The following is a 13185-nucleotide window of genomic DNA, read 5'->3' as shown; positions in this document are numbered from 1 at the left end:
CGACTCCGGCATAGTCCGGCGAGTGTAAAAACAAGGACTCAGGATCATGGCTACCCTCTTGGTGCTCCACGGCCCCAATCTCAATCTGCTCGGCACCCGTGAACCGGGCACCTATGGCTCCACCACCCTGGAGCAGATCAACCTGGATCTGGAGCGCCGCGCCCGTGAAGCCGGCCATCACCTGCTCTACTTGCAGAGCAATGCCGAGTACGAGCTGATCGAGCGCATTCACGCCGCACAGGGCGAAGGTGTCGACTTTATTCTGATCAATCCCGCCGCTTTTACCCACACAAGCGTCGCATTACGTGACGCATTGCTGGCGGTGAGCATCCCATTCATCGAAGTGCACCTGTCCAACGTGCACAAACGCGAAGCTTTCCGCCATCACTCCTACTTTTCCGATGTAGCGGTAGGTGTGATCTGCGGCCTTGGCGCCAGCGGTTACCGACTGGCCCTGGAGGCTGCACTCGAACAACTTGATCTTAAGCGCCCCTGACCTCACCGGGAGTTGAAAAACTATGGATATTCGTAAAGTCAAAAAACTGATCGAGCTGCTGGAAGAGTCCGGCATCGACGAGCTGGAAATTCGCGAAGGCGAAGAGTCGGTACGCATCAGTCGTCACAGCAAGCAGCCGACCTTTATGCAACAGCCGATTTACGCTCCGGCACCTGCGCCAGCAGCCGCTCCGGCTGCCGCGGCTCCGGTCGCTGCTGAAGCTGCCGCTCCGGCTGCTGCCAAGCTCAACGGCACCGTGGTGCGCTCGCCGATGGTTGGCACCTTCTATCGCGCCTCCGGCCCTGACTCGAGCAACTTCGTCGAAGTCGGTTCGAGCGTGAAGAAAGGCGACATTCTCTGCATCGTCGAAGCGATGAAGATGATGAACCACATCGAGGCAGAAGCCAGCGGCACTATCGAATCCATCCTGGGCGAGAACGGCCAGCCGGTGGAATACGATCAGCCTCTGTTCACCATCGTTTGAACCGCGGAGAGCCTGCGATGTTGGAAAAAGTTCTGATCGCCAACCGCGGCGAGATCGCCCTGCGCGTCTTGCGCGCCTGTAAAGAGCTGGGCATCAAGACCGTCGCGGTGCATTCCACCGCCGACAGCGAACTGATGCACCTGGGCCTGGCCGACGAGTCCGTATGCATCGGCCCTGCCTCTGGCGCGCTGTCTTATTTGAATATTCCGGCGATCATCAGCGCGGCTGAAGTCACCGGTGCCACCGCCATCCACCCCGGCTACGGCTTCCTTGCGGAAAACGCCGATTTCGCCGAGCAGGTGGAAAACTCCGGCTTCGCCTTTATCGGCCCTAAGGCCGAGACCATTCGCCTGATGGGCGACAAGGTGTCGGCCAAGCACGCCATGATCAAGGCCGGCGTACCGGTAGTACCCGGCTCCGACGGCCCGCTGCCGGAAGACGAGGAAACGGCCCTGCAGATTGCTCGCGACGTCGGTTACCCGGTGATCATCAAGGCCGCTGGCGGCGGCGGTGGTCGCGGCATGCGCGTGGTGTACAAGGAAGAAGACCTGATCAAATCGGCCAAGCTGACCCGCAGCGAAGCCGGTTCGGTGTTCGGCAACCCGATGGTCTATCTGGAGAAGTTCCTCGGCAATCCGCGTCACGTGGAAGTCCAGGTGCTGTCCGACGGCCAGGGTAACGCCATTCACCTGGGTGACCGCGACTGCTCGCTGCAGCGCCGCCACCAGAAGGTTCTGGAAGAAGCGCCAGCGCCCTTTATCAACGAACAGTCCCGTGCCGAAGTGCTCAAGCGCTGCGTCGACGCCTGTATCGAGATCGGCTACCGCGGTGCCGGCACCTTCGAGTTCCTCTACGAAGACGGCCACTTCTACTTTATCGAGATGAACACCCGCGTCCAGGTCGAGCACCCGGTCTCGGAAATGGTCACCGGTATCGATATCGTCAAGGAGATGCTCAGCATCGCCGCCGGCAACAAGCTGTCGTTTACCCAGGAAGACGTAGTGATCCGCGGCCATTCCCTGGAATGCCGGATCAACGCCGAAGACCCGGACAACTTCATGCCCTGCCCCGGCAAGGTCAAGCACTTCCATGCGCCAGGCGGCAATGGCGTGCGGGTCGACTCGCACCTGTACAGCGGCTACACCGTACCGCCGCACTACGACTCGCTGATCGGCAAGCTGATCACCTACGGCGCAACCCGCGAAGAAGCCATGGCGCGCATGCGCAATGCCCTGGATGAAATCGTGGTCGACGGCATCAAGACCAACGTGCCATTGCACCGCGATCTGGTCCGCGACAAGGGCTTCTGCAAAGGCGGCGTGAATATCCATTACCTGGAGAAAAAACTGGGTATGGACAAGCACTAAGCCCCATGACCTGCTGCGCGTCGGCGGTACTGCGTTAAAAATGCCCGAGGAATGCTCATTTACAGACGTAAACTCCGCTTCCTCGGCCATTTTTGCCTTGTCCCGCTCTAGCTCGCGAGGTCATGACTGAAATGCTAGACAAGGGCTGCCATTGGGCGGCCCTTGTCGTTTCCGGCCTGCCTACGGTGGCAGCCGCCCCACCGCTTCAAGTAAGCTGCGCGCCAATTCGCACCATCACGCCACAGCGCTCATGAGGTTTGCCATGCCCTGGTTACAAGTCCGTCTCGCCATCACTCCGGATCAGGCCGAAACCTATGAAGATGCGCTGCTGGAAGTGGGTGCCGTTTCGGTGACTTTTATGGACGCCGAAGACCAACCGATTTTCGAGCCGGACCTGGGCACCACGCCGCTGTGGTCGCACACCCACCTGCTCGCCCTGTTCGAAGCCGATACCGACGCCAATACAGTGTTCGCTCACCTGCAACTGCTGACCGGTACCGAATTGCCCGAGCACCAGGCCGAAGTGATTGCCGACCAGGATTGGGAGCGCAGCTGGATGGACGGTTTCCAGCCGATGCGTTTCGGCCAGCGCCTGTGGATAGTGCCCAGCTGGCACGCCGCGCCAGAGCCGGACGCGGTCAATCTGCTGCTCGATCCGGGCCTGGCCTTCGGCACCGGCACCCACCCGACCACCGCGCTGTGCCTGGAATGGCTGGACGGCCAGGACCTGCAGGATTGCAGCGTGATCGACTTCGGTTGCGGCTCGGGCATCCTGGCGATTGCCGCCCTGCTGCTCGGCGCGCCCCAGGCAGTAGGCACTGACATCGATATCCAGGCCATCGAAGCCTCCCGCGACAACGCCGGACGCAACAACATCGACCCAGCGCGCTTCCCGCTCTACCTGCCGGACGATATGCCGCAACAACCGGCCGACGTGGTGGTTGCCAATATCCTCGCCGGCCCGCTGGTGGCGCTGGCCCCGCAGATCACCCGCCTGGTCAAACCGGGCGGCCGCCTGGCGCTGTCGGGCATCCTCGCCGAACAGGCCGACGAGGTGCGCGCCGCCTATGCCGACGCCTTTGACCTCGACCCGACCGCCGACAAAGACGGCTGGGTGCGTATTAGCGGCGTACGCCGCTAAGTGCTGCATTGCCGAGCACTTACGTTAGACTAGCCGCCTTGTTTAGCCGGATCGCCGCATGACCCAGAGTTTCGTCACCCAGTGCCCCCATTGCCGCACCAGCTTTCGCGTCAATCTCGCGCAGCTGGGTGCCGCCCATGGTGCCGTGCGCTGCGGGGCCTGCCTGCACGTGTTCAATGCGGCGCAGCAATTGCGCGAACAGGGAGAGCAACTAGCGGCCGCCGCACCGCCACCGAGCAAGCCGGTGCCAGCGCCCGTAGCCGCAGCAGCTCCAGCCCCCGCGCCGAGCGGTAAAGCCAACGAAACCCTGTGGATCCACGACGATCTGGATCTCGACAGCCTCGATCTGGATGAAGAGCTGGCCAAGCTGGACGAACAGGAACAGCAACTGTCCCGGCAGTTTCTCGCCATCGACCAGGCCCCCAGCCGCAGCGAGAGCTTCCCCGCAGCCGAGCCGGACGAAGCCGACGCCCATGACGAGCGCTGGGCCGAAGCACTGCTGCGCGAGGATGCGGGCAAGCCCGCCGCCGTCAAGCCCGCAGCACCGACACCGCCCGCTGCCGCCCCCGCAGCCGGCCCGCCCGAGGTCAAGCTGTCCGCCACGCTCGCGGATGACGAAGACCTCGCCGAGCCACACTTCAACTTGCGCGCCGAGCGCGAAGAGCCGCTAGCAGAGCAGGACGAAGACCAGGAGCCAGCCGACACCGCACCAGCCGCACCGCCCAAGGCGTCGACCAAGGCGTCAACCAACCCGGCGGCACGCAGCGAACCCGAACTGCGCGACAGCTACCGCTTCGACCTCGACGAAGAACCCTTGCAACTGGACTGGCAGCCGGCGAAAAAGCCCTGGGGCCGCTGGCTCGGCTGGGGCCTGCTGAACCTGCTCGCGGCCAGCGCCCTGGGCGGCCAGTATCTGGCCTACAACTTCAATGAACTGGCCCGCCAGGACCAGTACCGCCCCTGGTTCGAACAACTCTGCCCGCTGCTCGGCTGCCAGCTGCCGTCCAAGGTCGATATCTCCCAGGTCAAGAGCAGCAACCTGGTGGTGCGCAGCCACCCCGAGTTCAGCGGTGCCCTGGTGGTCGACGCCATCCTCTACAACCGCGCGCCCTTCTCCCAGCCTTTCCCGCTGCTGGAGATGCGCTTCGCCGATATCAACGGCCAGCTCCTGGCCAGTCGCCGCTTCAAGCCTAGCGAATATCTGGCAGGCGAGCTTGCCGGCAAGGCCGAAATGCCGCCGCAAACCCCCATCCATATTGCCCTGGATATCCTCGATCCAGGCACCCGAGCTGTGAACTACAGCCTGAGCTTCCACTCGCCGGAATAAGGCGCACCTGACAAATTGGCTGGAAATCCGCCTTCAACCAAACCCTTCGCGATAAGCCGAGAGCTGTTCAGAATTTGTTCAAAACAGCCTTTCTCCGGTCATCCAGAGCGGGTATCATGCCCACCCTTTTTCGCACTCTCCTATCGGCCTCAACAGCAGATCTCTTCGCAGGTCTCTTGAGCAGGGAAGCCCTATGTCGGCGCTACGCATCGGCCCCTATACATTGCCCAACCAGCTGATCCTCGCCCCCATGGCGGGCGTCACCGACCAGCCGTTTCGCCAGCTGTGCCGGCGGCTGGGTGCGGGCATGGTGGTGTCGGAGATGGTTACCAGCGATATGCGCCTGTGGAACACCCGCAAGTCGAGCCTGCGCATGGTCCATGAGGGCGATCCCGAGCCACGCTCGGTGCAGATCGCCGGCGGTGACGCACAGATGCTCGCCGAAGCGGCCAGGCGCAATGTCGAACTGGGCGCGCAGATCATCGATATCAATATGGGCTGCCCGGCCAAGAAGGTCTGCAACAAGGCCGCCGGTTCCGCCCTGCTGAAAGACCAGGCCCTGGTTCGCGAGATTCTTCAGGCTGTAGTTGCCGCGGTAGACGTGCCGGTGACCCTAAAGATCCGCACCGGCTGGGACCGACAGAACAAGAACGGCGTCGAGGTGGCGAAGATCGCCGAAGACGCCGGCATCGTGGCCCTGGCCGTACACGGCCGGACCCGCGCCGACCTGTACACCGGCGAGGCCGAGTACGACACCATCGCCGCGATCAAGCAGGCGCTGTCGATACCGGTGCTGGCCAATGGCGATATCGACTCGCCACAGAAGGCCAAGGCCGTATTGGCCGCCACCGGCGTCGACGGCCTGCTGATCGGCCGCGCGGCCCAGGGCCGGCCATGGATATTCCGAGAGATCGAACACTACCTGCGTACCGGTGAGCAGCTCCCGGCACCCGGCCTGTTCGAGGTGGAACGTATTCTGCTTGAGCACCTGACTGCACTGCACGCCTTCTACGGCGATGTAATGGGCGTACGTATCGCCCGCAAGCATGTCAGTTGGTATCTCGCAACCCTGCCGGGCGCCAGGGAATTCCGCGCCCACTTCAATCGTCTGGACAGTACGGACGCGCAGTGCGCCAACGTTCGCGAGTTTTTCGGCGAACGTCATAACAATGGAGAAGGGGTGGCCGCATGACGATGTTGACCGAGACCTTAGAGAGTGGAATGGCTCCTGTGAGTGACAACAGCAGTTTGAAACAGCACCTCAACACGCCGAGCGAAGAAGGACAAACCCTGCGCGGCAGTGTCGAAAAAGCCCTGCACAACTACTTCGCCCACCTCGAAGGCGCGGACGTCACCGACGTCTACAACCTGGTCCTCACCGAAGTCGAGGCCCCCTTGCTGGAAACCGTGATGAATTACGTCAAGGGCAACCAGACCAAGGCCTCCGAACTGCTCGGCCTGAATCGCGGCACCCTGCGCAAGAAACTCAAGCAGTACGACCTGCTCTGACCCCGAACTCCCGAAAAGGGCGGCCCACAACAGCCGCCTTTTTTGCTGATACTTCCGCCCTGATGGACTCTGAAATGACCGACCAGACCACCCGCCTCCCCGTTCGCCGTGCCTTGATCAGTGTTTCCGACAAGACCGGCATCCTCGAATTCGCTCGCGAGCTGTCCGCCCTTGGCGTGGAAATCCTCTCCACCGGCGGCACCTACAAGCTGCTCAAGGACAACGGCGTAGCCGCAGTGGAAGTCGCCGACTACACCGGCTTCCCGGAAATGATGGACGGCCGGGTCAAGACCCTGCACCCGAAGATCCATGGCGGCATCCTCGGCCGTCGCGCACTCGACGGCGCGGTAATGGAACAGCACGGCATCAAGCCGATCGACCTGGTCGCGGTCAACCTCTACCCCTTCGCCGCCACCGTAGCCAAGCCCGGCTGTGATCTCGCCGACGCCATCGAGAACATCGACATCGGCGGCCCGACCATGGTCCGTTCCGCGGCGAAGAACCACAAAGACGTGGCCATAGTGGTCAACGTTGGCGACTACGCCGGTATCGTTGAATCGCTGAAAGCTGGCGGCCTGAGCTACGCCCAGCGCTTCGACCTGGCCCTGAAGGCCTTCGAGCACACCGCTGCCTACGACGGCATGATCGCCAACTACCTGGGCACCATCGACCAGAGCCGCGACACCCTCTCCACCGAAGAGCGCGGCGCGTTCCCGCGCACCTTCAACAGCCAGTTCATCAAGGCCCAGGAAATGCGCTACGGCGAGAACCCGCACCAGAGCGCGGCGTTCTACGTGGAAGCAGAGAAGGGCGAAGCCAGCGTGGCCAGCGCCATCCAGCTGCAAGGCAAGGAACTGTCGTTCAACAACGTCGCCGACACCGACGCCGCCCTGGAATGCGTGAAGAGCTTCGTCAAGCCGGCCTGCGTGATCGTCAAGCACGCCAACCCCTGCGGCGTGGCCGTGGCCCTGGACAGCGAAGGCGGTATCCGCCAGGCCTATGAGCTGGCCTACGCAACCGACACCGAATCGGCCTTCGGCGGCATCATCGCCTTCAACCGCGAGCTGGACGGTGCGACCGCCCAGGCCATCGTCGAGCGTCAGTTTGTCGAAGTGATTATCGCGCCAAAAATCAGTGCCGAAGCCCGCGCCGTAGTCGCCGCAAAAGCCAATGTACGCCTGCTCGAGTGCGGCGAATGGCCGGCCGAGCGCAGCCCCGGCTGGGACTTCAAGCGGGTCAACGGCGGCCTGCTGGTACAGAGCCGCGATATCGGCATGATTGCTGCGTCCGACCTGAAGATCGTCACCCAGCGCGCGCCCAGCGAGCAGGAAATCCATGACCTGATCTTCGCCTGGAAAGTGGCCAAGTTCGTTAAATCCAACGCCATCGTCTATGCCAAGGGCCGCCAGACCATCGGCGTCGGTGCCGGCCAGATGAGCCGCGTCAACTCCGCCCGTATCGCCGCGATCAAGGCCGAACACGCCGGCCTGCAAGTCGCCGGTTCGGTAATGGCCAGTGACGCCTTCTTCCCGTTCCGCGACGGCCTGGACAACGCTGCGGCCAATGGCATCACCGCGGTGATTCAACCCGGTGGCTCGATGCGCGATGCAGAAGTCATCGCCGCCGCCGACGAAGCCGGTATTGCCATGGTGTTCACCGGCATGCGTCACTTCAGGCACTAAAATCGGCCGCGATCGGACAGGCGTCTGCTGCGTTGCGGCTGGCTCCGATAATGCTCATTGCCACTAGGCAACTCCGCTTATCGAAGCCAGCCACGCCTTGCATCCACCCGCTTGATCGCAACCTCGATAATCGTCGCCAGTTTTGAACCGTAGGTTGGGTTGAGCGCAGCGATACCCAACACCGTTTTTGTAGGGTGGATAACGCTTTTTCTATCCACCAAACGGGCCGCAGGCCCGCCTCCTGAAGGAGACAGATATGAACGTACTGATTATCGGCAGCGGCGGTCGTGAGCACGCCCTGGCCTGGAAAGTCGCGCAAGACCCGCGCGTGCAGAAGGTTTTCGTCGCCCCCGGCAACGCCGGCACCGCCACTGAAGCCAAATGTGAAAACGTCGCCATCGACGTGCTGGCCATCGAGCAGCTGGCCGATTTCGCCGAGCAGAACGTGCAGCTGACCATCGTCGGCCCGGAAGCGCCGCTGGTGAAGGGCGTGGTCGATCTGTTCCGCACACGCAAGCTGGATATCTTCGGCCCGACCGCCGCCGCCGCCCAGCTGGAAGGTTCGAAAGCCTTTACCAAGGACTTCCTCGCCCGCCACGCGATCCCCACCGCCGATTACCAGAACTTCACCGAAGTCGAGCCGGCCCTGGCCTATCTGCAAAAGGTCGGCGCGCCGATCGTGATCAAGGCCGACGGCCTGGCCGCCGGTAAAGGCGTGATAGTCGCCATGACCCTGGGCGAAGCCGAGGACGCGGTGCGCGATATGCTTGCCGGCAATGCCTTTGGCGAAGCCGGTTCGCGGGTGGTGATCGAGGAGTTCCTCGACGGCGAAGAAGCCAGCTTTATCGTCATGGTCGACGGCGAGAACGTGCTGCCTATGGCCACCAGCCAGGACCACAAGCGCGTCGGCGACGGCGACAGCGGCCCGAACACCGGCGGCATGGGTGCCTACTCGCCGGCCCCGGTGGTCACCGCCGAGGTGCACCAGCGGGTGATGGACGAGGTGATCTACCCCACAGTGCGCGGCATGGCCAGCGAAGGCAACGTCTACACCGGCTTCCTCTACGCAGGGCTGATGATCGACAAGGCCGGCAAGCCGAAAGTTATCGAGTTCAACTGCCGCTTCGGCGACCCGGAAACCCAGCCGATCATGTGTCGCCTGGAGTCTTCCCTGGTGTTGCTGGTCGAAGCCGCCCTGGCCAAGGCCCTGGACAAGGTCGAAGCCAAGTGGGACCCACGCCCGACCGTTGGCGTGGTCCTGGCTGCCGGCGGTTACCCGGGCGACTACGCCAAGGGCGAGGTGATCGCAGGCCTGGACGCCGCCGCGCAGATCGACGGCAAGGTATTCCACGCTGGCACTGCCCTGCAGGATGGCCAGGTGGTCACCGCCGGTGGCCGCGTACTCTGCGCCACCGCCATCGGCCGTACGGTTGAGGAAGCCCAGCAGCAGGCCTATCGCCTGGCGCAGCAGATCAGCTGGAATGGCTGTTTTTATCGGCATGACATAGGTTACCGTGCCATTGCCCGCGAGCGCGGCGAAGGCTGAAGGCCGAATCAGCGCTAAAACCCTGCAAAGGTGGCCAAATGGCCACCTTTTTCATATTTCGCCGCGTAACAGCTTGGCTATAATCCGACCACTTACTTTCGAAGGGAATTCACCGTGCGCCGGCTGAGGAATGCCACACACCTGTTGTTCAGCAGTCTGCTGCTGATGGCGCTCGCGGTAGCCCCCGCCCAGGCGGAGCCACAGGCTATCTGGTCGCAACTGGCCGACCCTGCTGCCGAACTGCAGCTGGATGACGTGCGCTCACCACGGCATATGGCGCGCTTCGCCCGCACCGATCTGGCCGCCGTATACACCCCAGGCAACAATGCCGCGCTATGGCTGCATCACCGCCTGCCGGCCAGCCCCGACGCGCAGATGCTCAGGGTCTTCGCCCCCTACCTGGCCTACCTCGATCTCTATGTGCTGCACGGCGACCAGCTGATCGCCCAGACCCATACCGGCAGCCACCTGCCCTTCTCCAGCCGCCCGCTGGCCAGCCGCGATTTCCTCCTGCCGCTGCCGCAGCTCGACGTGCCCGTGGATATCTATCTGCGCCTGGCCTCGGAACATGCCCTGCGCCCGACCATCGGCCTGTACAACGCGCAGAGCATGGCCGCCGACGACAGCCGCGGCATACTCTTCGGCCTGCTGCTCGGGGCCATGGCCATGCTGGTGCTCTACAACCTCGTGCGCTTCGTCTATACCCGCGCTACCAGCAGCCTGTGGCTGGCCGCGACCCAGGCCTGCGTGCTGCTCAGCGCCATCAGCCTGCTGGGCATCAGCACTCGCTGGCTCGGCGAGATGCAGAGCCTGCAGCCGCAGATCGCCAATCTGTCGATGCTCGCGGCCATGCTCTGCGCGCTGACGTTCACCGCCAGTTTCTTCCGCCAGGTCTGCCCGCGCACGCCGCTGAACTACCTGCTGGGCATCGAAGTGGGGCTGATCAGCCTGCTCTGCGTGGCCCTGCTGGTGGCCACCAGCCTGCAGTTCAACCAGTTGGTCTACCTGCTGGCCGCGCTCTCCGGGCTGAGCATCCTGCTGGTTGCGCTGACACACTGGCACCATGGCTACCGCCCGGCCCGCCTGTTCAGCCTGGCCCTGATACTGTTCTGCGTGGCTTTTATCGGCTCACTGCCGATTCTGTTCGGCTACTGGGCGGTGCAGACCGACTGGCTGGTCTACGGCCTGCTGGCCGTGACCGTGGTCAGCGGCTTTATCCTCAGCATGGCCCTGAGCGAGCGACAGCGACGCATCATGCAGGACCAGTTCAGTACCAGCCGCGCCCTGGCCGCCAGTTCGGCGGAGTTGAAAGCCAAAGCCGAATTCCTTGCCAAGATCAGCCACGAAATCCGCACCCCGATGAACGGCGTACTGGGAATGACCGAACTGCTGCTCGGCACGCCACTGTCGGCCAAGCAGCGCGATTATGTGCAGACCATCCACAGCTCGGGCAACGAGCTGCTCACCCTGATCAACGAAATTCTCGATATCTCCAAGCTCGAATCCGGCCAGATCGAGCTGGACGACGTGCAGTTCGACCTCAATGCCCTGATCGAAGACAGCCTGGATATCTTCCGCGCCAAGGCCGAGCAGCAGAAGGTCGAACTGATCAGCTTTATGCAGCCGCAGGTGCCGCGGGTGATCAGCGGCGACCCCACGCGCCTGCGCCAGACCCTGCTGAGCCTGCTGGACAACGCCTTCAAGCAGACCGACGAAGGTGAAATCCTTCTGGTGGTGGCCCTCGACACCACCAGCGAGCAGCCGCGCCTGCGCATCGCCGTGCAGGACAGCGGCAAGCCGCTGGATGCCAGCGAGCGCGATGCCCTGCTCAACGCCGAACTGCACAGCAAGGACTTCCTTGCCGCGACCAAGCTCGGCGGCCGCCTGGGCCTGATCATTGCCCGCCAGCTGGTGCGCCTGATGGGTGGCGAGTTCGGCATCCAGAGCGGCGGCAACCAGGGCTCGACCCTGTGGGTCAGCTTGCCGCTGGACAGCACCCGCCTGGAGCAACCGCCCGCCGACCTCGATGCCTCGCTGCAGGGTGCGCGGCTGCTGGTGGTCGACGACAACGACACCTGCCGCAAGGTCCTGGTGCAGCAGTGCAGCGCCTGGGGCCTGCAGGTCAGCGCCGTGCCGTCAGGCAAGGAGGCCATGGCCCTGCTGCGCACCAAGGCGCACCTGCACGAGTATTTCGATGCCGTGCTGCTCGACCAGGACATGCCCGGCATGAGCGGCATGCAGCTGGCCGCGCGGATCAAGGAAGACCCCAACCTCAACCACGACATCCTGGTGATCATGCTCACCGGCATCAGCAATGCGCCGAGCAAGATCATCGCGCGCAACGCCGGGATCAAGCGCATCCTGGCCAAACCGGTGGCCGGCTATACATTGCGCACCACTCTGGCCGACGAACTGGCCCAGCGCGGCAAGGGCGACTCGCCGATGTTTACCCCAGCCCAGGCCAGCCCGCCGCTGAATGTGCCCAGCGACTTCCGCATCCTGGTGGCCGAGGACAACAGCATCTCCACCAAGGTGATCCGCGGCATGCTCGGCAAGCTCAACCTGCAGCCCGACACCGCCAGCAACGGCGAGGAAGCCCTCAGCGCGATGAAAGCCCAACAGTACGACCTGGTGCTGATGGACTGTGAAATGCCGGTGCTCGACGGCTTCTCCGCCACCGAGCAGTTGCGCGCCTGGGAAGCCGCCGAACACCGCAACCGCACTCCGGTGGTGGCCCTGACCGCGCATATCCTCAACGAGCACAAGGAGCGCGCACGCCAGGTCGGCATGGACGGCCATATGTCCAAGCCGGTGGAGTTGTCGCAGCTGCGCGAACTGATCGAACACTGGGTCGCCGAGCGGGAAATTCGCCGCCAGCGCAATGCCCTGCCGTCATAAGCCCCGAGCCTGCCGCTAGGCTCGCACCCACCCATTCCAAGAGACGAGTCCCTTCCATGGCGTCCGCGCTGTTCAGCCTGTATTTGAAACTGCTGGTGCTCTATAGCCCCTTCTTCGTGCTGTCGTGTTTTATCGGCCTGAGCCGCGGCTATACGGTCAAGGAGCGCAAGCGTCTGGCCTGGAAAGTCGCCCTGGGCGTATTGATCGCCAGCGTGCTGCTGTACCTGTTCGGCAAACACATCTTCACCCTGTTCGGCATCACCATCGACGCCTTCCGCATCGGTGCCGGCAGCGTGCTGTTTATCTCCGCTCTGGGCATGGCCCAGGGCAAATCGGCGGTGCAGAGCGACAACGTGCAGCAGGACGTGACCATAGTGCCGCTGACCATCCCCCTCACCGTCGGCCCCGGCACCATCGGTGCCCTGCTGCTGATGGGGGCCAGCCAGCCGCACTGGGACGACAAGCTGGTGGCGGTATTGGCCATCTTCCTGGCCAGCCTCACGGTCGGCGTGGTGCTGTACCTGTCCAACCAGTTCGAACGCCTGCTGGGCGACCAGGGCCTGCAGATCGTCAGCCGCCTGATGGGCCTGTTTGTCTGCGCCCTGGCTGCGCAGATTATCTTTACCGGGGTGAAGAATTACCTGGCGCTCTAACTCGGTGCACCTCCACCGTAGAGCGCCGTTTCGGCCGGTCGGGCGCACCAAAGGGGCGCATCGGCCAACCCGGCGATTACCT

The 13185-nt window shown here is 63.4% G+C and carries 11 protein-coding genes; all 11 read left to right on the top strand.

The features are described 5' to 3' along the window. Positions 1-46 precede the first annotated feature (46 nt). The 11 genes from aroQ to WMW70_RS02465 all read left to right on the top strand — a co-directional run bounded on the left by aroQ (position 47) and on the right by WMW70_RS02465 (position 13103). Positions 47-496, top strand: coding sequence for a type II 3-dehydroquinate dehydratase (gene aroQ / locus WMW70_RS02515; RefSeq protein ID WP_325505993.1), 450 nt, complete (start codon positions 47-49; stop codon positions 494-496). A 22-nt stretch (positions 497-518) separates the two neighbouring features. Further along, positions 519-980 (top strand): acetyl-CoA carboxylase biotin carboxyl carrier protein, encoded by a 462-nt coding sequence (gene accB, locus WMW70_RS02510; RefSeq protein WP_341435934.1) that lies wholly within the window; start codon positions 519-521, stop codon positions 978-980. Positions 981-997: 17 nt separating this feature from the next. Beyond that, positions 998-2347 (top strand): acetyl-CoA carboxylase biotin carboxylase subunit, encoded by a 1350-nt coding sequence (accC, locus tag WMW70_RS02505; RefSeq protein ID WP_341435933.1) that lies wholly within the window; start codon positions 998-1000, stop codon positions 2345-2347. Positions 2348-2609: 262 nt separating this feature from the next. Continuing rightward, on the top strand, positions 2610-3488 hold the full coding sequence (gene prmA, locus WMW70_RS02500) for a 50S ribosomal protein L11 methyltransferase (RefSeq protein ID WP_341435932.1): 879 nt from the start codon (positions 2610-2612) through the stop codon (positions 3486-3488). Positions 3489-3546: 58 nt separating this feature from the next. Beyond that, positions 3547-4815, top strand: coding sequence for a DUF3426 domain-containing protein (locus WMW70_RS02495; protein WP_341435931.1), 1269 nt, complete (start codon positions 3547-3549; stop codon positions 4813-4815). 193 nt (positions 4816-5008) lie between these two features. Beyond that, positions 5009-6007 (top strand): tRNA dihydrouridine synthase DusB, encoded by a 999-nt coding sequence (gene dusB, locus WMW70_RS02490; protein WP_325505983.1) that lies wholly within the window; start codon positions 5009-5011, stop codon positions 6005-6007. Next, on the top strand, positions 6004-6324 hold the full coding sequence (gene fis / locus WMW70_RS02485; protein ID WP_325505981.1) for a DNA-binding transcriptional regulator Fis: 321 nt from the start codon (positions 6004-6006) through the stop codon (positions 6322-6324). Before dusB ends, fis begins: the two co-directional genes overlap by 4 nt. Before the next feature lie 74 nt (positions 6325-6398). Continuing rightward, the gene (gene purH / locus WMW70_RS02480; protein ID WP_341435930.1) at positions 6399-8006 is read left to right on the top strand and encodes a bifunctional phosphoribosylaminoimidazolecarboxamide formyltransferase/IMP cyclohydrolase; all 1608 of its coding nucleotides are present in this window, start codon (positions 6399-6401) and stop codon (positions 8004-8006) included. 256 nt (positions 8007-8262) lie between these two features. Continuing rightward, the gene (gene purD / locus WMW70_RS02475; RefSeq protein ID WP_341435929.1) at positions 8263-9552 is read left to right on the top strand and encodes a phosphoribosylamine--glycine ligase; all 1290 of its coding nucleotides are present in this window, start codon (positions 8263-8265) and stop codon (positions 9550-9552) included. Positions 9553-9666: 114 nt separating this feature from the next. Beyond that, positions 9667-12450 (top strand): response regulator, encoded by a 2784-nt coding sequence (locus tag WMW70_RS02470; protein ID WP_445942090.1) that lies wholly within the window; start codon positions 9667-9669, stop codon positions 12448-12450. A gap of 56 nt (positions 12451-12506) precedes the next feature. After that, entirely contained in the window at positions 12507-13103 is a 597-nt protein-coding gene (locus tag WMW70_RS02465; RefSeq protein ID WP_341435928.1) for a MarC family protein, read from the top strand. Positions 13104-13185: the final 82 nt, after the last annotated feature.

This window comes from Pseudomonas sp. XK-1 (genome assembly GCF_038069885.1).
In the GTDB taxonomy this organism is placed as follows: Bacteria; Pseudomonadota; Gammaproteobacteria; order Pseudomonadales; family Pseudomonadaceae; genus Aquipseudomonas.
The sequence above is the reverse complement of the archived record's forward strand: the minus strand, read 5'-3'. Positions and strand labels throughout refer to the sequence as shown.